Origin of the sequence: Sphingobium sp. BS19, from assembly GCF_027925545.1 — a bacterium.
In the GTDB taxonomy this organism is placed as follows: domain Bacteria; phylum Pseudomonadota; class Alphaproteobacteria; order Sphingomonadales; family Sphingomonadaceae; genus Sphingobium.
Window position 1 is genome coordinate 182,513 of record NZ_BSEF01000002.1, and the last position, 21,867, is coordinate 204,379.

22 protein-coding genes are annotated in these 21,867 nt (G+C 61.4%); 11 read left to right on the plus strand and 11 right to left on the minus strand.

Annotation, left to right across the window (positions count from 1 at the left end; translation table 11 throughout):
- Positions 1 to 5: 5 nt before the first annotated feature.
- From QMG56_RS03280 to QMG56_RS03290, 3 genes are all read right to left on the minus strand, one after another.
- A complete protein-coding gene (locus tag QMG56_RS03280; protein ID WP_281821147.1) occupies positions 6 to 686 on the minus strand; it encodes a DsbA family oxidoreductase in 681 nt (226 codons plus the stop codon).
- A 234-nt stretch (positions 687 to 920) separates the two neighbouring features.
- Entirely contained in the window at positions 921 to 1,304 is a 384-nt protein-coding gene (locus QMG56_RS03285; protein WP_230188069.1) for a metalloregulator ArsR/SmtB family transcription factor, read from the minus strand.
- Positions 1,301 to 1,924, minus strand: a complete 624-nt coding sequence (locus QMG56_RS03290) for a peroxiredoxin (protein WP_281821149.1) — start codon at positions 1,922 to 1,924, stop codon at positions 1,301 to 1,303. The genes QMG56_RS03285 and QMG56_RS03290 overlap by 4 nt, the downstream gene beginning before the upstream one ends.
- Before the next feature lie 101 nt (positions 1,925 to 2,025).
- Between QMG56_RS03290 and QMG56_RS03295 the strand changes: the two genes are divergently transcribed.
- Genes QMG56_RS03295 through QMG56_RS03330 form a run of 8 tightly spaced genes read left to right on the plus strand, consistent with a single transcriptional unit; the run spans position 2,026 to position 8,746 of the window.
- Positions 2,026 to 2,943 carry an MBL fold metallo-hydrolase gene (locus QMG56_RS03295; protein ID WP_281821151.1) on the plus strand — a complete coding sequence of 306 codons (918 nt, stop codon included), beginning with the start codon at positions 2,026 to 2,028 and terminating at the stop codon, positions 2,941 to 2,943.
- On the plus strand, positions 2,940 to 3,377 hold the full coding sequence (locus QMG56_RS03300; protein ID WP_230188066.1) for a YeeE/YedE family protein: 438 nt from the start codon (positions 2,940 to 2,942) through the stop codon (positions 3,375 to 3,377). The genes QMG56_RS03295 and QMG56_RS03300 overlap by 4 nt, the downstream gene beginning before the upstream one ends.
- Complete coding sequence (locus QMG56_RS03305; protein ID WP_230188065.1) at positions 3,377 to 3,787, plus strand: DUF6691 family protein; 411 nt, start codon at positions 3,377 to 3,379, stop codon at positions 3,785 to 3,787. The genes QMG56_RS03300 and QMG56_RS03305 overlap by 1 nt, the downstream gene beginning before the upstream one ends.
- Before the next feature lie 30 nt (positions 3,788 to 3,817).
- The gene (locus QMG56_RS03310) at positions 3,818 to 5,389 is read left to right on the plus strand and encodes a bifunctional protein tyrosine phosphatase family protein/NAD(P)/FAD-dependent oxidoreductase (RefSeq protein ID WP_281821152.1); all 1,572 of its coding nucleotides are present in this window, start codon (positions 3,818 to 3,820) and stop codon (positions 5,387 to 5,389) included.
- Positions 5,390 to 5,391: 2 nt separating this feature from the next.
- The gene (locus QMG56_RS03315; protein WP_281821228.1) at positions 5,392 to 6,189 is read left to right on the plus strand and encodes a sulfite exporter TauE/SafE family protein; all 798 of its coding nucleotides are present in this window, start codon (positions 5,392 to 5,394) and stop codon (positions 6,187 to 6,189) included.
- Positions 6,190 to 6,243: 54 nt separating this feature from the next.
- Entirely contained in the window at positions 6,244 to 7,647 is a 1,404-nt protein-coding gene (locus QMG56_RS03320; RefSeq protein ID WP_281821153.1) for a cytochrome ubiquinol oxidase subunit I, read from the plus strand.
- The gene (gene cydB, locus QMG56_RS03325) at positions 7,644 to 8,642 is read left to right on the plus strand and encodes a cytochrome d ubiquinol oxidase subunit II (RefSeq protein WP_281821155.1); all 999 of its coding nucleotides are present in this window, start codon (positions 7,644 to 7,646) and stop codon (positions 8,640 to 8,642) included. The genes QMG56_RS03320 and cydB overlap by 4 nt, the downstream gene beginning before the upstream one ends.
- Positions 8,642 to 8,746 (plus strand): DUF2474 family protein, encoded by a 105-nt coding sequence (locus QMG56_RS03330; RefSeq protein WP_281821156.1) that lies wholly within the window; start codon positions 8,642 to 8,644, stop codon positions 8,744 to 8,746. Before cydB ends, QMG56_RS03330 begins: the two co-directional genes overlap by 1 nt.
- 169 nt (positions 8,747 to 8,915) lie before the next feature.
- On the opposite strand, the gene QMG56_RS03335 is transcribed toward QMG56_RS03330, so the two are convergent.
- From QMG56_RS03335 to QMG56_RS03365, 7 genes are read right to left on the minus strand one after another with little or no spacing between them, the layout of a single operon-like run.
- Positions 8,916 to 9,872: an alpha/beta hydrolase gene (locus QMG56_RS03335; protein ID WP_281821229.1), complete on the minus strand. Its 957-nt coding sequence runs from the start codon at positions 9,870 to 9,872 to the stop codon at positions 8,916 to 8,918.
- A 37-nt stretch (positions 9,873 to 9,909) separates the two neighbouring features.
- The gene (locus QMG56_RS03340) at positions 9,910 to 10,533 is read right to left on the minus strand and encodes a 2-dehydro-3-deoxy-6-phosphogalactonate aldolase (RefSeq protein WP_281821157.1); all 624 of its coding nucleotides are present in this window, start codon (positions 10,531 to 10,533) and stop codon (positions 9,910 to 9,912) included.
- The gene (locus QMG56_RS03345) at positions 10,530 to 11,435 is read right to left on the minus strand and encodes a 2-dehydro-3-deoxygalactonokinase (RefSeq protein WP_281821158.1); all 906 of its coding nucleotides are present in this window, start codon (positions 11,433 to 11,435) and stop codon (positions 10,530 to 10,532) included. Before QMG56_RS03345 ends, QMG56_RS03340 begins: the two co-directional genes overlap by 4 nt.
- Positions 11,432 to 12,991 (minus strand): alpha-N-arabinofuranosidase, encoded by a 1,560-nt coding sequence (locus QMG56_RS03350; RefSeq protein WP_281821230.1) that lies wholly within the window; start codon positions 12,989 to 12,991, stop codon positions 11,432 to 11,434. The genes QMG56_RS03345 and QMG56_RS03350 overlap by 4 nt, the downstream gene beginning before the upstream one ends.
- Positions 12,992 to 13,005: 14 nt before the next feature.
- Positions 13,006 to 13,932: a Gfo/Idh/MocA family protein gene (locus tag QMG56_RS03355; protein ID WP_281821159.1), complete on the minus strand. Its 927-nt coding sequence runs from the start codon at positions 13,930 to 13,932 to the stop codon at positions 13,006 to 13,008.
- A gap of 3 nt (positions 13,933 to 13,935) precedes the next feature.
- Positions 13,936 to 14,928: an AraD1 family protein gene (gene araD1, locus QMG56_RS03360; RefSeq protein ID WP_281821160.1), complete on the minus strand. Its 993-nt coding sequence runs from the start codon at positions 14,926 to 14,928 to the stop codon at positions 13,936 to 13,938.
- A 47-nt stretch (positions 14,929 to 14,975) separates the two neighbouring features.
- On the minus strand, positions 14,976 to 16,544 hold the full coding sequence (locus tag QMG56_RS03365) for an aldehyde dehydrogenase (NADP(+)) (protein WP_281821161.1): 1,569 nt from the start codon (positions 16,542 to 16,544) through the stop codon (positions 14,976 to 14,978).
- 108 nt (positions 16,545 to 16,652) lie between these two features.
- Between QMG56_RS03365 and QMG56_RS03370 the strand changes: the two genes are divergently transcribed.
- A complete protein-coding gene (locus tag QMG56_RS03370; RefSeq protein ID WP_281821162.1) occupies positions 16,653 to 17,414 on the plus strand; it encodes a FadR/GntR family transcriptional regulator in 762 nt (253 codons plus the stop codon).
- Between the two features lie 4 nt (positions 17,415 to 17,418).
- On the opposite strand, the gene QMG56_RS03375 is transcribed toward QMG56_RS03370, so the two are convergent.
- The gene (locus QMG56_RS03375; RefSeq protein WP_375713627.1) at positions 17,419 to 18,726 is read right to left on the minus strand and encodes a sugar MFS transporter; all 1,308 of its coding nucleotides are present in this window, start codon (positions 18,724 to 18,726) and stop codon (positions 17,419 to 17,421) included.
- 230 nt (positions 18,727 to 18,956) lie between these two features.
- On the opposite strand from QMG56_RS03375, the gene QMG56_RS03380 reads away from it, so the two are divergent.
- Together QMG56_RS03380 and QMG56_RS03385 are read left to right on the plus strand one after the other, a co-directional pair.
- Positions 18,957 to 20,033, plus strand: a complete 1,077-nt coding sequence (locus QMG56_RS03380; protein WP_281821164.1) for an aldose epimerase family protein — start codon at positions 18,957 to 18,959, stop codon at positions 20,031 to 20,033.
- 11 nt (positions 20,034 to 20,044) lie between these two features.
- Positions 20,045 to 21,853, plus strand: a complete 1,809-nt coding sequence (locus QMG56_RS03385) for an IlvD/Edd family dehydratase (protein WP_281821165.1) — start codon at positions 20,045 to 20,047, stop codon at positions 21,851 to 21,853.
- Positions 21,854 to 21,867: the final 14 nt, after the last annotated feature.

The window sequence follows — 21,867 nt, forward strand, 5'->3', positions numbered from 1 at the left end:
AGAGATCAGGTTGCGGCAGTCGCTGAGGCTTGCTCCTCGCGCAGTCTGGCTGCAATTCCCCGCAACTGGCGCTCGAATTCCTCCGGAGGCTGGCCTCCGGAAATCAGGTAGCGGCCTTCGATGACTACGGCAGGCACGCTATTGATGCCGCGTTCGCGCCAAAGAGCCTCCTCCGAACGAACCTGTTCGGCATAGCGATCAGAAGCGAGAACCTCTCGCGCTTCGGTGGCATTCAGGCCTGCGGCGTGGGCAGCGTTGGCCAGCGCATCGGGGTCGCCAGGATCCTCTTGTTGTGTGAAATACAGCGCGAACACTTGCTGCTTCATCGCGAGCTGGCGGCCCTTCTCACCGGCCCAAGCGATCAGACGATGTGCATCGAAAGTGTTGTAAATGCGGCTTGCGTCCGACGTGTTGATCGTGAAGCCAACCTCAGCCGCACGATCGCAGATCGTTGCGCGGTTCTCCCGGACACGGTCAAAGGACATGCCGTATTTTCCGGCGATGTGCTCGAGCCCGTTCTTGCCTCCAGCCGGCAGGTCAGGATTGAGCTCAAACGGATGAAAGGCGATGTCGGCGTCGATTTCGCCCGCCACATTGTCGAGCGCCTTTTCCAGACCCAACAGACCGATAGCACACCAGGGGCAGGCAACGTCGGAGACGAAATCGATCTTCAGTTTCTGGGTCACAGCATGGGTTTCCGTAGTCGAGCGGCGATAGGGTACGTTCCAGATCGGGGCGCAGCCGCAGTTGTACAAGGCTTTGGACGATTACCGGCTAAACCCGCCCCGGCTTTCAAGCGTATTCGCGAAAATGAATATATTGTGTGCTGAACGCCCCTCCGCAGCTCAAATAGGCATCCCGAGCAATGGCAATAACCGTTATATATCTTTTGCGCCAAATTGAGACCGAATTGCGCGCGCTTACAAAACGCGGGCAAAAGCTGCCACGCCGTCGGCTGGCGTCAACTGGAAAGCTGGCTTGGCCGTTGGCGGCACTAAAGCGCTGCCAACGCCAGCGAACATCGCTTCTATATTGCGGACGCAGAGCGCTACATTATCGTCTGCCAGCATATACCAAACCTGCTTGGCTTCCTTGCGCGTCTGAACCAGGTCGGCTCGGCGCAGTTCGGCAAGCTGCTGGCTGAGCGCAGGCTGACCGATCCCGGTCACATCGGCGATCTCGCCGACATTGCGTTCGCCACGCAACAGACAGGACAGGATCATCAACCGCTGGGGCTGGCCGAAAATCTTGATCTTTTCGGCGGCGACCGCCGCAGCGTCGCGATCCTCGTAGAGCGCGCTCATGGCTGAGCCTCTAGTCGGCAGAACCAGTCAGGTGCAGCGTCAGGGCTTTCGGCTGCGGGCAGCAATGTGGGCTGTCCGGGTGACCAGCCCTCCGGCGTCAGCCCTCCCCCATCATCTACTCGTTGCAGCGCGCACAACAGGCGCAGCATTTCGTCGACCGATCGACCGACATTATGGGGATAGGCCGTCGTCGCGCGGATGATGCCTTTCGGGTCAATGAAGAAAGTGGAGCGCATCGTCATGCTGTCCGCCGCCTCATCGTCAATCATGCCATAGGCGCGGCCGACCGCCATGCTGGGATCCTCTATGATCGGAAAGCCGATCTGCACGTCGAACAGGTCGCGCAGCGCCCGGACCCAAGCGATGTGCGCGTAGAGACTGTCCACTGATAGGCCAACCAGCCGACAGTCGAGCGCGTCGAAATCAGCCTGGTGCCGCGCCAGTGCGACAAATTCCGTGCTGCAGACCGGCGTGAAGTCAGCGGGGTGAGAAAAAAAGATCACCCAGTGCCCACGTAGCGTCGACAATTGGAAATCGCCCATGGTGGATCGGGCCCGGAAATCCGGGGCCAAGGAACCGATGCGTAGGGGCGTCAAGGGGATCGTCATCGCGTCATTCATCTGTCTTTCCTGCAGTCGTCAAGGCGCCGTGGCAAGTCCTTGACGATCACGAATTATACACATACATATATCATGTAAATATGAAATTAAAGGAGAGTCGCATGGCCGACGCCGCACTTGAAAAAGCCTATGCCCAAGTCACTGTCGCCAGAAGCGGCGTGCCGGTAGTGCGCGCCTTCTTCGACGCGCCGACCTTCACCGTGACCTATGTCGTGCATGATGCGGAAACCCTCCGTGCGGCAGTGATCGACAGCGTACTGACCTTTGATCCCGCCGCCGGACGCACCGGACACGAGGCGGTCGACCCGGTCATCGCCTATATCGACGAGCAGGGTTTGAGCGTGGACTGGCATCTGGAAACCCATGCCCATGCCGATCATTTGTCGGCCGCGCCCTATCTTCAGCAAAAGCTGGGCGGTCAGATTGCGATCGGCGCACATATTTGTGAAGTGCAGCAGACATTCGGTTCGCTGTTCAATGCAGGCGCAGATTTTAGGCGTGACGGATCCGACTTCGACCATCTCTGGTCTGATGGCGATCAGTTCATGATCGGGAATCTGGCCGTGACGGTGCTGCACGTCCCAGGCCACACACCCGCCTGCGTCGCCTATGTGATCGGCGATGCCGTCTTCGTGGGCGACACCATGTTCATGCCCGACTACGGCACTGCCCGCGCAGACTTTCCCGGGGGTGATGCGCGCACCCTGTTCCGGTCCCTGCGCCGCCTGCTGGAGCTGCCGCCCGAAACCCGCCTGTTCCTGTGCCACGATTATCTGCCAGCAGGTCGCGACCGTTATATGTGGGAAACGACGGTTGGCGATCAGCGCCGGACCAACATCCATGCGCATGACGGCGTGAGCGAGGATGAATTTGTCGCAATGCGCGAGGCGCGAGATGCCACACTCGCAATGCCCCGCCTGATCCTGCCGTCGGTGCAGGTCAATATGCGCGCAGGCCATATGCCACCGCCCGATGACAATGGCGTCTCCTACCTCAAGATTCCCATTAACCAGCTATGATCCCCGGTTTCCCCGAGGCGCAGCCGGTTGCCGGTCTGATCGGCGGGCTGATGATCGGCCTGGCGGCAGCTATCATGCTGCTGGGGTTGGGGCGGATCGCCGGGGTTAGCGGGTTGGCGGCGCGGGCCACGGGCCTGGCGACCAGCGGCGCACCGCGCGCGGTGGCGGTGGCCTTCATCGTCGGACTGCCCTTGGGCGCGCTGGTCGTGGCGTTCCTGTCGAACGATGTTCCCGCGCGATTTCCCGCACCAGGATTTCTGATCGTCGGCGGCTTGATCGTAGGGTTTGGCACACGACTAGGATCCGGTTGCACAAGCGGACACGGTGTATGTGGCGTGTCTCGCCTGTCGCGTCGCTCGATCGTAGCGACGACTTTGTTCATTAGCAGCGGCTTTGTCACCGTGGCGCTGATGCGTCTGGCAGGCGCTTTGTGATGCGGATCATTTTGGCATTGCTCTCAGGCGCGCTGTTCGGTGCGGGGTTGGCCTTTTCGGGCATGGCCGATCCGATGCGCGTACGCGCGTTCCTCGATCTGTTCGGCGTATGGGACCCAACGCTTGCGTTCGTCATGGGCGGGGCGATGATCCCGATGGCGCTGGCTTGGGCGATACAGAGACGGATAGAACGCCCGCTCGCCGACACGGCCTTCACGCTGCCTGATACCCGCGGGATCGACGGTAAGCTGGCACTCGGCGCAATCTTGTTCGGCATAGGCTGGGGTATTGGTGGCTTGTGCCCCGGCCCAGCGATTGCCAGCCTGTCACTTGCGCCGGGGGACGTCGCCCCGTTCGTGCTGGCCATGCTGGGCGGCATGGCAATTCATCGCATCATAATAAGATCATAACCGGCACCTGTCGGAACGAGGAGGTTTACCATGGCTATCAAGCAACTGACTCCGACGCTCAGCGTCGCTCCGCAAATCATGCCTGCCGATGTGGAGGATCTAAGCGCCATGGGTTTCCGCTCGATCCTGTGTAACCGCCCCGATGGCGAAGGCGCAGACCAGCCTATGGCGGCACAGATCGAGGCTGCAGCGCGAGCGGCCGGGCTTGGCTTTGCCTATGTTCCGGCGGTGGCGGGCGCGCTGACGGACGCGGATGCTGCAGCAATGCGCCGGGCGCTAAACAGCCTGCCGGGTCCGGTGCTGGCCTATTGCCGATCGGGCGCGCGAGCGGAAAAGCTGGCGGAGATGGCGGACATGGTGTGCGTTCGGAATGCAGGCCACTATGACGTGCTGATCGTGGGCGGCGGCAGTGCGGGAATTGCTACGGCTGCGAGCATCCTCAAACGGCGGCGCGGGATTCACCTCGCCATCGTCGAGCCCAGTAACGCCCATTATTACCAGCCCGGCTGGACGATGGTGGGCGCGGGCGTATTCGAAAGTGGCTTTACGCGGCGCGACGAAGCCGGACTGATCCCGCGCGGCGTCGAATGGATCAAGGCGTCCGCAAGCACTTTCCTGCCTGACGAGAAGCAAGTGGTGCTGAACGACGGTCGGCGGGTCAGCTACAGTGTGCTGGTCGTATGCCCCGGCATCGTGCTGGACTGGAACGCCATCCCCGGCCTTTCGGATGCGCTCGGGCATGACGGCGTGACGTCGAACTATCGCTACGATCTTGCTCCCTACACCAACCGGCTGGTCAAGCAGTTTAAGGGCGGGCGCGCACTGTTCACCCAGCCGCCAATGCCGATCAAATGTGCGGGCGCGCCGCAAAAGGCAATGTATCTGTCCTGCTATCGTTGGGAAAAGTCGGGTGTGCTGGGCAGCAGCGACGTGCAGTTCCATACGGCGGGCGCCGTCCTGTTCGGCGTCCCCGCCTATGTCCCCGCGCTAATGGACTATGTCGATCGCTATGACATCAACCTTAACTTCGGCTCGAAGCTAGTCGAAATAGACAGCGCTTCCAAGACCGCAATCTTCGAGCAAGCGGATGGCGATGGAGTGAAGCGCGTGGCCGAGCGGTACGACATGATCCATGTGGTACCGCCGCAGGTCGCGCCGGACTTCGTCCGCACCAGTCCCCTGGCGGCTGCGTCGGGCTTTGTCGAAGTGGACGAAGCCACGTTGCGCCACCCGCGCTATCCCGACATTTTCGCGCTGGGCGACGCCTGTTCGGCATCCAACGCCAAGACGATGGCGGCGGCGCGCAAACAGGCCCCGGTGGTCGCAGTCAATGTGCTGGCGGCACTGGACGGCAAGCCGCCGGTCGCGACCTATGACGGCTATGGCAGTTGCCCGCTCACGGTGGAGGCGGGCAAGATCGTCTTGGCCGAATTCGGCTATGGCGGCACGCTGATGCCCAGCTTCCCGAATTGGCTCATCGATGGCACCCGACCCTCACGCCTCTCCTGGCTGCTAAAGGACACGATCCTTCCGCCTGTCTACTGGCATGGTATGCTCAAGGGGCGCGAGTGGATGGTCAAGCCCCACATGATTGGCGCATGACAATGATGACCACCGCGCAATATCTGTTGGGTGGACTATCCGGCGGATTGGTCGGCTTCGTGCTGGGGCTGGTCGGCGGGGGCGGTTCGATTCTCGCGGTGCCCTTGATGGTCTATCTGGTCGGCGTGCCCAACGCCCATGTCGCGATTGGAACAAGTGCACTCGCGGTCGCGGCCAATGCAGCGGCGGGCCTCGCCAGTCATGCCCGCGCGCATCATGTCAAATGGCGTTGCGGCGGCATTTATGCTGCGGCTGGAATCATCGGTGCGCTCGCAGGTTCGACCTTCGGCAAGATGGTCGATGGCGACAAGCTGTTGTTCTTTTTTGCACTGGTAATGGTGTTGGTCGGCGCATTGATGCTGAAGGGGCGCGGCAATCCCGGCAATCCCGGGGCAGAATGCAATCGGGAAAAAGCCCCCAAGGTCGTCGCCTATGGGCTGGGGTCGGGATTATTTTCGGGCTTTTTCGGCATCGGCGGTGGCTTTCTGATTGTACCGGGGTTGGTGGCATCGACGGGCATGCCGATGCTGATGGCGGTGGGCACATCTCTTGTTGCGGTAACGGCCTTCGGCTTGACGACGGCGGCCAATTACGCCTTCTCCGGGCTGATCGACTGGCCACTAGCTGCCGTTTTCGTGGTAGGCGGTGTTGCCGGGAGTATAGGCGGCACGCGGATGGCTCAAACGCTGGGCGGACATACCGGGCGGCTGACCACGGTCTTTGCCGGACTTATCTTCGTCGTCGCTTGCTACATGCTCTGGCGCAGCGCCGCTGCCTTCCTGCCGGGTATGACAATCTGACCCATCCCCATCCCTCTGCCTACCTGCTACATAGTGGGCGAAAGGACATTTTATATGTTCGACTCGATTGACGCCTTGCTTCTCGCCCGCGCGCAATTTGCCTTTACCGTCAGCTTCCACTTCCTGTTCCCGGCCTTTTCCATCGGCCTTGCCAGCTACCTGATGGTGCTGGAGGGGTTGTGGCTTGCGACCGGTAAAGGCGTCTATGCCAATCTCTTCCGCTACTGGCTGAAGATCTTCGCGGTCGTGTTTGCTATGGGCGTGGTGTCCGGTATCGTTATGTCCTACCAGTTCGGCACCAACTGGTCGGTATTTTCCGACAAGGCCGGGCCGGTCATCGGCCCACTCATGGCCTATGAAGTGCTGACTGCGTTCTTCCTGGAGGCTGGCTTTCTGGGCGTCATGCTGTTCGGCATTAACAAGGTGGGGCGGAAGCTGCACTTCACTGCGACCTGCGCGGTGGCTATCGGCACCTTCATTTCGGCCTTCTGGATTCTCTCGGTCAATAGCTGGATGCAGACTCCGACCGGTTATGAGATCGGCGCTAATGGCCAGTTCCTCCCCGGCCCAAGCTGGATGGCGATCATCTTCAACCCCAGCTTTCCCTATCGGCTGGTCCATACCGTGCTGGCCGCCTATCTGACGACAGCCTTTGCGGTCGGCGGCGTCGGAGCATGGCATCTGCTTAGAGACCGGACAAATCCGGGCGCTCGCACGATGTTCTCCATGGCGATGTGGATGGCGGCCATCGTCGCTCCGATCCAGATTTTTGCAGGCGACATGCACGGCCTCAACACGCTGGAGCATCAGCCGGTCAAGGTGATGGCGATGGAAGGCCATTATGATAGCCATCCCAACGGCGCGCCGCTGATTCTCTTCGGTATCCCCGACAGCGGCAACAAGCGGGTCGATTATGCCATCTCCATCCCCAAAGCATCCTCGCTGATCCTCAAACATGATCTGAATGCGCCGATGAAGGGGCTCGATAGCGTGCCCGATGCCGACAAGCCGCCGGTCGGCGTCGTGTTCTGGGCGTTTCGCATCATGGTCGGCATCGGCTTTGCGATGCTGGGGCTTGGCCTGTGGAGTCTGATCGCGCGCTGGCGCGGCAAGCTGCATGAGTGGTCATGGCTGCACCGCGCTGCGGTGTTGCTGGGACCGGCTGGCTTCATCGCCGTGCTGGCGGGCTGGATCGTGACCGAGGTCGGACGGCAGCCTTTCACCATCTACGGACTGCTGCGCACCGCAAACAGTGCGTCGCCCTTAGATGCACCCGCGGTGGCCGCATCGCTGCTGGCATTCGTCCTAGTCTATTTCAGCGTGTTCGGCATGGGCATCTGGTATCTTTTGCACTTAATGAAAAAGCCACCGCAAGCGCACGAAAGCACGCTGGACGGCGCGCCGATCCGCACCGCCGGTATTACCCCTGCCCCCGCCATCGAAGGAAGCGAAGGATGATCGACCTGACAGTCATCTGGGCCGGGATCATCGGCTTTGCCATCGTTGCGTATGTCGTCATGGACGGGTTTGATCTAGGCATCGGTATCCTTTTCCCGCTATTCAAGGTGGGCAAGGATCGGGACACAGCGATGAACAGCATCGCGCCGGTGTGGGACGGCAACGAAACCTGGCTTGTGCTGGGAGGCGGAGGGCTGCTCGCGGCCTTTCCGCTGGCCTATGCCATCATCCTGCCCGCGCTGTATGCGCCTTTGATCGCGATGCTCCTGGGCCTGGTCCTGCGCGGTGTAGCGTTTGAGTTCCGTTGGCGCGACCCGGCCCATCGCGCTTGGTGGGACCGTGCGTTTACAGGTGGATCGGCAGTGGCGAGCTTTGCGCAAGGGGTCGCGCTGGGGGCCTTGCTTCAGGGTATCAGCGTGGAAGGACGCGCCTATTCCGGCGGCTGGTGGGAATGGCTCTCGCCCTTTTCGCTGCTGACTGGCGTGGGGCTGATGGTCGGTTATGCGTTGCTGGGGGCCTGCTGGCTCAATTGGAAAACCGAAGGCGGCTTGCAGCGTCAGGTGGTGACCTATGCTGGCAGGCTGGGTATTGCCCTGCTGATCCTGATAGGTGCGGTCAGCCTCTCCACCCTAACGCTGGAGGCCAGCTACGCGAGCCGCTGGCTCGCATGGCCCGGCGTGCTTGCCACGGCGCAGGTACCGCTGGCCACTGTTATCGTCACAGCGCTTTTCTATCGCAGCCTTTCGCAACGCAAGGATGCGCAGCCCTTCCTGTGGGCGCTTGCGCTGTTCGGGCTATGCCTGCTGGGGCTGGGCATATCGATCTGGCCCTATGTCATCCCGGCGCGGGTTACCATCTGGGAAGCTGCTGCCCCCTATCGCAGCCAACTGTTCATGCTGATCGGCGGTGGCGTTCTCGTGCCGGTGATCCTCGCTTATACCGCTTGGGCCTATTGGGTGTTCAGAGGCAAGGTGGGCAGCGAGGGATATCACTGATGCGTCGGCGCATGCGCCGACTAGGCTGGTTCGTGGGGATATGGACCGCGAGTGTAGGCGCCCTGTTGCTGGTGTCGATGGGACTACGCTATTGGCTGGTATGATAGCTGTTCCGCGCCGTCTTCAGCTATCACCGTTCGCGCTATTCTCTTCACCGCGCGCGCATAAATCCAACGGTGCGATTGAATAGATCGACCCTATGCCGCCCTCCGGTTGCTTTTCCGTTCCCCGGAAGCGGACATAGAATAGCGCGCGTAGGCGATGGAACGCCGTTTATCCTGCCTTGCGCTTCATCAGACCGTGCATGTCTAGCCACCGCGCGAAAGCGTCGAACCATCCCGTGCTGGTGGTCGTCTTCTGATACATGCCAAAGCCATGACCGCCGCGTTCATACAGGTGGAACTCCACCGGGCGACGGGCCGTACGCCAAGCGTCGATCAGCTTGAAATCACGATTGCCGAACAGCGGATCGTCCGCCGCGATGACCGCGAACATCGGTGGCGCATCCTGCGGCACGGTCATGGCACCCAGTGGGCCGTAGACGTTGCCGATGAAGGCGGGCTTGGCGTCGCTGGACAGGGTCGTCGCCATAGTCAGCATCGCGCCCGCCGAAAAGCCGATCATGCCGATCCGGTCGGGATCGACATGCCATTGCGCCGCCCGAGCCCGGATCAGCCGAAAGGCTGCAGTGGAATCCGCAAGCTGCGGCGCAAGGTCCGCGGCTGCGTTACCGGGTGCAGGCTGCGGAGCGCGCGTGACGCCCGCGACCATTTCCTGCATCGACTTTTCAAAGCCAGCCATGTCTGCGGGGGTCTGACGCAGGCGGTATTTCAGTACGAAAGCCGCGACGCCCCTTGCAGCGAGTGCGCGCGCCACATCGAACCCTTCATTATCCATCGACAAGGTCCGGAATCCGCCGCCTGGCGCAACGACAACCGCTGCGCCTGACGCTTTGGCCGGATCTGGAAGGAACGGGGTAAGGGTCGCGACCGTGACATTGCGGGCAAAGCGGCTGCCATACTGACTATGCCAGGATTCCGTCGCCTTTGCGGCTGGTAGTGGCCCAGTGCCAAGTTCGATTGCGTCCGGCAGGGCGGGGATGGCGATCGGAGTCATCTTGTCGTCTTGTGCCCAGCTTTGCACTGACGCGGACAAGGTGACGGCGGCCAGCCCAATCGCGACGAACCGCGCCACGGCGGAACAACGTTCACCACCGTTTATTGTTGTCATACGCTTCATGTCATCAATCTCCTCTGCTGACTTCTCGTCAGCTTTTCCATGCCGCGACAAGATTCCGCGCCCGCGCGCCGACGGTCGCATCGTCGTCACCCGGCTTGTAAAGCGATCCGCCTACGCCCACCCCCGCTGCCCCGCGTGCGCGCCATTCGGCAAGATTAGCAGCGCCTACTCCACCGACGACCCAAAGGCCGACATCACCCGGCACAACATCACGGAGCGCCGATAGATAGTCAGGCTTGAAGACCGATCCGGGGAACAGCTTCAATCGGTGCGCACCAGCACCGATTGCCGTGAACGCTTCGGTTGGCGTCAGAAACCCCGGCACAGCTTCGATCGCGCACGCGATGGCATGCGCGATGACGACAGGATCGCTGTTGGGCGACACCATGAAACGACCACCTGCAGCAGCCAAGCGGTCGACCATTTCGACCGTCAGGATCGTCCCGCCGCCGATGGCTGCCTCTGTCCCAAGCGCATCGGCCATCGCCGCAATGCTGACGCCCGCTTCCGGCGAATTGAACGGCACTTCGATCAGGCGGATGCCAGCTTCGACCAGCGCGCGGCCAATCACGACCGCTTCGTCGGGGCGGATGCCGCGCAGGATCGCCATGATTGGCGGCGCACCTGCATCCAGCGCCTCATCGATCGTCATGCCGCCTCTCCTTTCGCCAGCTCAAGCCCGGCGAGCACGGCGGCGTCGCCGTCCACCTGTCGCGCCGAACACCCAGCGTTAATCAAAGCGGTCACATAGCGCTCACACAGCGTAGGATCGCCGATCAGCACGATCCGCGCATCCTTGGTCGCTTCGGCTTCCACTTCGCCACCGATCAACAGCCCTGAAAGAAAACCCTTTGCCCAATCGGGTGAACGGCCATCGACCAGTTGCGCCGCCCGTGCCTCGAACAGTGCAGCGAGTGTCCGTTCGCCAACTCGCGCCAGCCCGCGCGCAAAACCTTGCGCGTCATCGCCTTCGCAGGACTTGCCAGCCGCAACCAAGGTGGAATGCGCGGTCAGCAAAGTATAAAGTTCGCCGGTCGGATAGGTACGAAAGCCCAAGACGACCCCGTCCACCACTAACACCCATTTGCAATGCGTTCCCGGCAGCACGAATGTCCATGCGCCCTCGGCAAGCGTCTCATCCAACGCAATCGCACCGAAAATCTGTGTTTCCTCGCCCCGCATAACGTCGGGCACCCCTTCGCCATTGCGACACCGCAAGCCCGGCAACACACGAACGGCAAGGCCGTCGAGCATCAGCGAAGTCGAATGCTGCTGCCATTGGGCGAGGCTGACGGGACATGCCAGATAGCCCGCCTCCACAAGTCCTCCGCGGGCGCCCGCCATGCCGCACAGCGTCACGCTTCCAATCGGCCCATCGTTACGCCACGGCTCGAGCGCCTGCGTCAGTACCTTGGTTGCTGGCGCTTCGAGCGCTCCGATCCCCGGCCCATCGGCCCGTCCGTTTTCCTTACCGTCCGAAAAACGGAATAGCCGCAGCCGTGACGTGCCCCAATCTCCCAAGATCGTCGGACGCGTCACGGCCTCGACGCTCATTGCAGTTCGAGCATGACGACAGATTTAGGCGGCAAGGTTACCGTCAGCGTCCCGCCGGCCACTTGCGCGCCCGTGAAAGCGACCGGTGCAACGGCATTCGGCGCGTCGAAGCTGTTGAGGGCGTTCATCTCAGGGGCCGTCAGTATACGTCCCGACACACCGCTCGCCGTTATGCCCGCCAGCGTCGTCGTAACAGTGACCGCCTTGTTGGGATCAAGATTGGAAAGTCCGACATGCACCTTCCCGGCTTTGTCACGGACCGCCGATGCGCTGACCGACGGCATCGCCCACTTGTCCTTGTTGTACCAAGGCGACTTCACCTCGATAGGTAGAACCGTCGCGTCCATATACGGCTTGTACATCTCGAACACATGATAGGTCGGCGTCAGCACCATCTTCTTGCCGTCTGTCAGGATCATCGCCTGCAGCACGTTCACCATCTGCGCGATCGCGGACATCTTCACCCGATCGGCATGTCGTGCGAAAATGTCGAGATGGATCGAGGCGACCAGCGCGTCGCGCAGCGTATTCTGCTGACGAAGGAAGCCGGGATTGGTGCCGGGGTCGCCCGCATACCAGGTGCCCCATTCATCGACCGCCAGCCAGACTTTCTTGGCCGGATCATATTTATCCATGATGGCACTGTGCTTGGTGATCAGTTCATCTATGCGTAACGCTTCGGACAGTGTCTCAGCCCAACCCGCCTCGTCGAAAACCGTTGCGGAAGCGCGTGGCGGCCACCCCCCTGGAACGGTGTAGTAATGCAGCGATAGCGCATCGACCTGTTCGGTCACCTGCTGCATCATCGTCTCGGTCCATTTATAGTCCGCAACGTTAGCGCCCGCAGCGATCTTCAGGATTTTGGTATCCTTCGGCGCCTTGATGAAGGTCGCGTAGCGGCGCGTCAGGTCGGCGGCATATTCGGGCCGCATATTACCGCCGCAACCCCATAACTCATTGCCGACACCGAAATAAGGCACCTTCCACGGCTCTTTGTGGCCGTTCTTTGCGCGCTCGTCGGCCAGACTTCCGGCAGGCGAGGTCATATATTCGATCCACTCCGCCATTTCCTGCGGCGTGCCGTTGCCGACGTTACCAGCAACATAGGCTTCCGCGCCAAGCTGACGGGTAAGTTCGAAAAACTCATGCGTGCCGACGGTGTTTGGTTCAGTGACGCCGCCCCAATGGGTGTTAATCTTAACAGGCCGCTTGGCCCGTGCACCTACGCCTTCGCGCCAATGATATTCGTCGGCAAAGCAGCCGCCGGGCCAGCGCACGACGGGCACGCTCAGGTTGCGCAGCGCGCCGATCACATCGTTACGAAAGCCATTGGTGTTGGGAATACTGCGGTCGTTGCCCACCCACAGGCCGCCATATATGCCATTGCCCAGATGTTCGGCGAACTGCGTGAAGATGCGACGGTCGTAGACCGGACCTGGCGTGTCCGCGTGAACCGTCGCGGTTGCCGTGGGTGCAGGCACCTGCGCAGTCGCACCGGTTGCCGCCGCAGTGGAAAGCAGTAGCGCCAAAGCCCCCCGGCGTAAGGATTTCAGCATCATTCTCTCCTGATTTAATCGTTGAATGCTTCGGTTATTTCACGGCGTCCGCGTAAAAATGCATCCGCCACCAACCGGAGTGGATCGGTGTCGACATCGCTCCGTCCGCCGCGGATCAGCGCAGCAAATCGCCCGTAGAGTTCGGCATATTCATGATTCTCGCCATGCTGGGTGCCACTCGGCAGTGACAACACCGCTCCACCACTGGACAGTTTGAGGGTGCCTGCATCGGTCTCGACGACTATGTCCCAAGTCTGCGGGCCAGTCTGACGCCAGTCGAGATCCATCGTTATCGGTGCGCCCGTCGTGTCGCGAAACTCCATGTCCGCAGCTATCGGCGCAGCGCGATTGGACGGCAGAGTCAATGTCGCAGCCTTTAGAAAGAACGGTCGCGGCAGGATATGGCTCACGATCGAGAGCGCGTTTATGCCGGGATCGAAAACGCCCAGCCCGCCCGGTTCCCAAATCCAGGCCTGGCCTGGATGCCATACACGCACATCCTCGCGCCATGTGATCGCCACCCTGTCGATGCGACGCTCGGCCAGCCATGCCCGTGCAGGCGCTACGCCGACAGCGAAGCGTGAATGCCAGGCCGCAAAAAGCGTCGATCCGACCTTGTCAGCGCGCGCGCTCAGTGCCGCCACTTCCGCCAGTGTTGCGCCGGGCGGCTTTTCCAGCAAAACGTGGATACCACGATTGAGCGCCTGCACCGCCAGATCGTATCGCACCTGCGGCGGCGTGCAGAGGGCCACGGCATCGACTGCAGGCCCCTCGGCCAGAAGCACCTCCAGACTCTTGTGATGGGCTATGCCTGCCACGCCGGGATCATGTGGGCTGACCGTCGCCGCCAGACTGAAAGCGGCGTTTCCGGCAATGGCGGGCAAATGCTGGTCGCGGGCAATCTTGCCCATGCCAATGACCGCAATACGAATGGGGTCCATGCTCTACAGCGCCCTGACGACGACGGCCTGATCGACGGCGCGAGCGAGGGGATTGCGCAGCGGCAGAGTAAAGGGCGCCGCCTCTATTTGGAACACATCATCGACCTGCGTCTGGATGCCATCCGTGAAGGACAAGGTCGCAGTACCAAAAAAATGCACATGGATGTCACCCGGCCGCCGAAACAGTCCATATTTGAAGTGATGCTCTTCCAGATTGGCCAGCGTATGCGACATGTTGGCCTCGCCGGAGAGGAACGGCTTTTCCCACAACGTCTCGCCATCGCGCAGGATGCGGCTGACGCCTTCGACATGGTCGGGTGGCGTTCCGACCAACAGCTCGGGACCGAGTGCCGCCTGCCGCAGCTTGGAATGTGCCAGCCACAGATAATTGTGCCGCTCGGTCACATGATCGCTGAACTCATTGGCGAGGCACAGGCCAAGGCGGAACGGCGTCCCATCCGGACCGATCAGGTAGATGCCTGCCAGCTCGGGTTCCTCGCCGCCATCCTTGGCGAAATGCGGCATGGTGAGCGCTTCACCCGGCCCAACCAGTTGCGAACCATCACCTTTGTAGAACCATTCGGGCTGCTGCCCGGTCTGGCCCGGTGCGGGCTTTCCGCCCTCGACGCCTTCCAGGAACATCCGCATCGAATCGGTCTTGGTCTGTGCGGCAGCCGCATCGCGATGCATCTTGTCGCGCCCTTCGGCCGAACCCAGATGCGTCAGCCCCGTACCCGCCAGCACCAGATGCGCCTGATCGGCATGGTCGATCGGCGCAATCAAGCGTCCCGCAGCCAATTCAGCCGCCAGGTCGACATCTGCGCCTTTGCCGCAGGCAGCAACCGCTTCAGTCAGGCTAACCCCGCCTGTAATCGCCCGCGCCGCCAGTGCGCGAATACTGTCAAACCCGACCAGAAACGCAGCGCCGTCATCCGTCGCCGCGATGACCGACCGCGTTCCATCGGCTGCACGATGCTGCAGCAGGCGTAATGCCATGTAACCTCTCCCTGGAAAATCGAACGCCGCCGTTGCGGCCGTAAATGTCAGTTTACGGTGAGCTTACCGTCAATCAGCCGCGGTGCACCGTCGTTGCTTGCATCATCGCGAAGTTCGGGCGGCAACACCCCCTGCGCAAGGTTCTGGTACGACACTGGTCGCAGGAAACGATCGATTGCCAAGCTGCCAACCGAAGTCGTGCGCGCGTCCGACGTCGCAGGGTAAGGTCCGCCATGCACCATTGCGTGCGTGACCTCGACGCCCGTCGGCCAACCGTTTGCGAGAATGCGCCCCACCTTGCGCTCCAGCACGGGCAGCAGCTTGGCGGCCATGCCTTCGTCCTCGGCGTCCATATGCAACGTCGCTGTCAATTGCCCCTCGGCCGCTTCCAGAATGTCGCGCAGCTCCGCTTCATCCTTGCAGCGCACCAATATGGCCGATGCGCCGAACACTTCGTGTCCCAGCGCTTTGTCGGCAATGAACGCTTGCGCCGTGGTCGAGAAAATAATCGCCTGCCCGCGCGTCAGCCCATTGCCTTCCTTACCGGCCGCCAGCGTCTCGACATGCTGATGATCTGCAAGCGCCTTGGTGCCCTTCTCGTAGGCCGCGTGGATACCGGTCGTCAGCATCGTGCCCGAATCCGCCTCAGCCACCGCGCCAGTGGCGGCGGCGACAAACGCATCCAACCCTTCACCCTCGATTGCCAGCAGCAGGCCGGGGTTGGTACAGAACTGCCCGGCGCCCATCGTCAGCGATCCCACGAAAGCCGTACCCAGGGCCGTACCGCGCGCCTTCAATGCGGCAGGCATCAACAGCACAGGATTGATGCTCGACATCTCGGCATAGACGGGAATCGGAACCGGGCGCGCCTGCGCCAGCTTGAGCAGCGCAAGCCCGCCGCCCCGCGATCCGGTAAACCCTACCGCGGCGATACGGGGATCCTGCACCAACGCGCTACCCAGATCATTACCCGGCCCGACCAGATGCGAGAACACGCCTTCGGGCAAGGCACTCGCCGCTACTGCGCGGTGGATCGCCTCGGCGACCAGCGCGCCGGTCTGCGGATGCGCGGGATGTCCCTTTACAACCACCGGGCAACCTGCGGCCAGTGCAGAGGCAGTATCGCCGCCCGCCGTGGAGAAGGCGAGCGGGAAATTGGACGCGCCGAACACCGCGACGGGACCCAGCGGCACCATACGCAGCCGCAGATCGGGACGCGGCAATGGCGAGCGATCGGGCAGCGCCGGGTCGATTCGCAGGCCCAGCCAGCCACCTGCCCGCACTACCCCGGCGAACAACTTTAGTTGCCCGACGGTACGTCCACGCTCGCCTTCCAGACGCGCCCGCGGCAAGCCGCTTTCACGCATGGCCGCGACGATCAGGTCATCACCGATGGCCATGATTTCTTCGCCGATTCGCTCCAGAAACAGCGCGCGCGTCTCGCGATCCGTGCTGCGACAGGTGTCGAACGCAGCGGCTGCGGCAGCGCATGCAATATCGACGTCGGCAAGGCCATGCACTGCAAAGGCCTCGCCCACCGGCTCGCCAGTTTCTGCTGCGATGGATCGGAACCCACCTTCGTTTGTGCGGCTCATCGAAAGGGCTTGGTCGGTCATGGGTTACTCCTTATTACTCCGACATAATGCGACACGACGCGGAAGGCAATGTTTGTCGTTTCGTGATTTGGTCACGCCTGTTAGGAGTCAGGATGGAGGTTGACGTTCATGACGAATGCCAAGGCAATTGAAGTAAAGACCGACGGCGAGGCGAAAGCCAAGAGCGCGCCACGCGGTCCAGGCCGCCGCTTACATGGTTCCCTTGTCCATAAGCTGGGTCTGGCGATCCTGTCGGGCCAATATGCCCCCGGCGACATTCTGTCGGGCGAAGTCGCTTTTGCAGAAGAACTGGAAGTATCGCGCAGCGCCTATCGCGAGGCCGTTCAGGTACTGACCGCAAAGGGCTTGGTCGAAAGCCGTCCCAAGGCTGGCACCCGCATCTTGCCGCGCAATCGTTGGAACCTGCTCGATCCCGACGTTCTTGCATGGGCATTCGCAGGTGAACCCGATATCGAATTCGTCCGTAGCCTGTTCGAGTTGCGCGCGATCGTTGAGCCTGCCGCTGCGCGGCTCGCCGCCGAACGTCGCGATCGCAACGACCTGAAAATCATGAAGGACGCGCTCGCTGCCATGCGCCGCCATACGCTCGCGACCGAAGCCGGCCGCGCCGCCGACCGCGATTTCCACAACGCAATCCTGCAGGCGACCCGCAACGAGGCCCTGCTTGTTTTGAACGCCAGCATTGGCGCCGCGGTCAACTGGACCACTCAATTCAAGCAACGTTCGCGCGCCCTGCCCCGCAACCCAATTCCCGACCATGTCCGCGTCTATGATGCTATCGCCGCCAGCGATGGCACAGCGGCGAGCGAGGCGATGAGCGAGCTGGTCCACCTGGCGCTTGAAGATACCCGCAGCGCCATGAAAGGCTAGGCAATTACTCGGGATGCTGCTCCGGCAGCGCCTGTGTAATGCGTGAACCCCACAGCGCATAGAACAGCACATAAAGCTCGCACGCCGCCGTCAGCAGGAACGACCATTGCAAACCGAACATGTCGGCGAGCTTGCCCTGCACCACGACCAGCGCACCACCGGCAATCGCCATGATCAGCAAGCCCGACCCTTCCTCGGTCAGCGGCCCAAGACCCTTGATGCCAAGCGTGAAGATGGTCGGGAACATGATCGAATGGAACAGGCCAACCACTATCAGCGACCACATCGCAACCGGGCCCGTAGTGAACACCGTCACGAGCATGACGATGAACGCGCCGATCGAGAAGACCGCTAACACGGTTTCGGCTGCAATTTTCTGCATGATTGCGGAACCCGCAAAACGGCCAATCATCATGCCCCCCCACAGGAAGGTCAGATATCGCCCGGCCTGTTCGGCAGTCAGATTGGCGATTTCCGGCTGGCTCACGAAATTCACGAACAGGTTGGCGACACCGATCTCGGCAATCAGGTAGATGAAGATGGCCGGTACGCCGAACACCAGATTGCGATGCTTCCACAGCGAATGCTGCTTGCGCTCCTGCTTGGCCATGCGCTTGGTCGCAGCTCCCATGGCAGGCAGTGGGAAGCGGGCGATGACTGCAGCCAGTATCACGAGCACGATCGCCACCAGTACATAGGGTAGGATGACCGACTGCGCGTCCGCCAGGCGCTCCGCCTGCGTCAGTACCGTGCCCGCTTCCGACGTGCCACCCTTAGACCTGCCAAGGATCAGATACGCGCCGAATAGCGGCGCCAGCATCGTACCGGCGGAATTGAGTGCCTGTACCAGATTAAGCCGTGACGACGCAGTTTCCGGCGAACCGATCACTGCGACATAAGGGTTGGCGGCCACCTGCAGCAGCGTGATTCCGCTGGCGATCACGAACAGCATGACAAGCGTCACGCCATAGGACGGCAGGCTCGCCGCTAATACCATGCCCAAAGCGCCCGCCGCCATGATGAGCAGGCCCACGACCAGCGACATTTGATATCCGATCCGCTCGATCAGTTTGGCCGCAGGAATTGAAGCCACGAAATAGGCGATGAACCAAACCGATTCGATCAGCGTGGTCTGCGTGTAGTTGAGGTCGAACACGCTGCGCAGGTGCGGCAGCAGCGTGTTATTTATGACGGTGATGAACCCCCACATGAAGAACAGGCTGGCAAGCAACGTTAGCGCAGGCCCGTAGCTAGCCCGCCCCTGGCTGGGCGCAACGGCCGAGGTAACGGAAGACGAAATCGGTGTAGCCATGTCACCCTTCTCCAGAGGTTTCACCGGTCGTGGCTCAGCTTCGTAGATCGGCCGTCCCGACACGGGTTGCGCTTTTTTAATTAGTCGGACTATATATGCAAGTAGATAGCGTCTGCAGGTAGCGAAAATGAGAAAGGCGAGGAATGCAAAAGGGACATCGGACACATGGAGCGGTCAATTGTTTAGGCTCGGTCTGTTTCATATTGGCAATAGCAGTAGGCTGTCCAGCCATGGCTACTGAGGCAACACGCACGCCGGCAGGAACGCTCAAGGATGGCACGAACATCGAAACGATCACGCTTTCGAACGGTCATGGCGTTTCCGCGAAAATCCTCACCTATGGCGCAACGCTGCAAGCGCTCATCGCGCCGGACAAAAACGGCAAGCTTGCCGATGTGACGCTAGGTTATGACGACCTCTCGTCCTACGTAGATCGCCCCAATTATTTCGGCGTCACCGTTGGCCGCTATGCCAATCGCATCGCCGGCGGTCGCTTCACGCTCGACGGCAAGAGCTATCAATTGCCGCTCAACGACAAGACCAATTCGCTCCATGGCGGCGCAAAGGGCTTCGACAAGGTCGCGTGGACTGTGACGTCGATCAAGAGCGGTCCCACCGCCAGCGTCATCCTGTCCTATAGCAGCCCGGACGGCGATTCGGGCTATCCCGGCAAGCTGGACACCACGGTCACCTATTCGCTGGATGAAGCCGGTTCGCTGACGATCGCATTCGACGCGAAGGCGAGCAAGTCGACGGTCGTCAACATGACGAATCACGCCATCTTCAATCTCGCCGGTGAAGGATCGTCGGACGGCGCGACCGGCCATCTGCTGACGATCCCGGCAAAGACCTACACGCCCGTCAACGCCAACCTGATCCCGACCGGCGAACTGCGCCCCGTAGAAGGCACGGTTTTCGATTTCCGCAGTCCCCGCCGCGTGGCCGACGGCATCCGCGACGGCCGGGACGAACAGATCCGCTTCGGGCAAGGTTACGATCATAATTTCGCGCTCGACAAGGGTCTCACCAAGGCTCCTGAGCTTGCTGCGAAGCTGGAAGACCCGGTTTCTGGCCGCGTTCTGGAAGTGCTCACGACCGAACCGGGGGTTCAGTTCTACACCGGCAATTTCCTGGACGGGTCGTATATCGGCAAGCACGGTCACCTCTATCGCATGGGCGATGGCATCGCATTGGAGCCGCAGAAATTCCCTGACGCCCCGAACAAGCCCGCTTTCATTTCCGCCCGCGTCGATCCCGGCAAGCCTTACCGGCATGTCATGGTCTATCGCCTGTCCACTCACCCCTGACGGGACCTCTCATGACCGACACATCTTCACCCGCTTCGGATCGCAAACTCCGCTCGCGCGCCTGGTTCGACAATCCGGACAATATCGACATGACGGCGCTTTATCTGGAGCGTTATCTCAACTTCGGCCTTAGCCTTGAGGAATTACAATCGGGCAAGCCGATCATTGGCATCGCCCAGTCGGGTTCTGACCTGTCGCCGTGCAACCGGCATCATCTGGTACTGGCAGAGCGCGTGCGCGAGGGCATTCGCGATATGGGCGGCATAGCGCTCGAGTTCCCGGTTCATCCGATCCAGGAAACCGGCAAGCGCCCCACCGCGGGCCTTGATCGCAACCTGTCCTATCTGGGCCTGGTGGAACTGCTTTATGGCTATCCGCTGGATGGCGTGGTGTTAACCACGGGTTGCGACAAGACGACGCCTGCCATGTTGATGGCAGCCGCGACGGTGAACATCCCGGCCATCGCACTCTCGGTCGGCCCCATGCTGAACGGTTGGTTCAAGGGCGAACGTACTGGGTCCGGCACCATCGTGTGGAAGGCGCGCGAAATGCTGGCCGCCGGTGAAATTGACGACGCCGGCTTTATCAAGCTTGTGGCCTCTTCGGCCCCCTCTACCGGCTATTGCAACACCATGGGTACGGCCTCGACGATGAACTCGCTCGCCGAAGCGCTGGGCATGATGCTCCCCGGTTCGGCGGTTATCCCAGCCCCCTATCGCGACCGCGCTGAAGCCGCTTGGCGCACTCGCAAGCGGATCGTCGAAATGGTGCATGAGGATCTCAAACCCTCCGACATCATGACGCGCGACGCCTTTTTGAACGCCATCGCCGTCAATTCGGCAATCGGCGGGTCGACCAACGCGCCGATCCACTTGGCTGCTATCGCCCGCCATATGGGGACCGATCTGGCGTTGCAGGACTGGCAGACACACGGGCACAAGGTTCCGCTGCTTGTGAACCTGCAACCCGCGGGCGAATATCTGGGTGAGGATTATTATCACGCCGGTGGCGTTCCCGCCGTGGTCAGCCAGTTGATGCGCCAGGGCTTGATTCAGGAAGGCGCTATGACCGTCAATGGCCGCACGATGGGCGATAATTGCCGGGGCGTCGAAATAGAGGACGAACGAGTCATCCGCCCGTTCGACCAACCGCTCGTGACCGACGCCGGTTTCATTGTGCTGTCGGGAAACCTCTTCGATGCCGCGATCATGAAGACCAGCGTCATTTCGAACGAATTCCGCGCTCGCTATCTCGACAATCCTAACGATCCTAATGCGTTCGAAGGGCCGGCGATAGTGTTCGACGGACCCGAAGATTATCATCACAAGATCGACGATCCGGCGATGAACATAACGACGGAAACGCTGATGTTCATGCGGGGCGCGGGGCCGGTGGGCTATCCGGGTGCCGCAGAAGTGGTGAATATGCGCCCGCCCGCCTATCTGATCCGCGAAGGTGTGCATGCCCTGCCCTGCATCGGCGACGGGCGCCAGTCGGGCACCTCGGGTTCGCCATCGATTCTCAACGCATCACCGGAAGCTGCAGCGATGGGAGGACTTGCGCTGCTCAGGACTGGGGATCGGGTCCGCATCGACCTTAACACCTGCACGGTCAACGTTCTGATCGACGACGCACAACTGGCCGCAAGGCGGCAGGCGCTGGTGGATGCCGGGGGCTATCCTTATCCCGCCTCCCAGACCCCATGGCAAAAGATGCAGCGTGAGGTGGTAGGCCAGATGAACACCGGTGCCATTCTGGAAGGCGCGGAGAAATTCCAGCGCATCGCCCAGACGATGGGGCTTCCGCGCGACAATCACTAGGGTGACGGGGGACC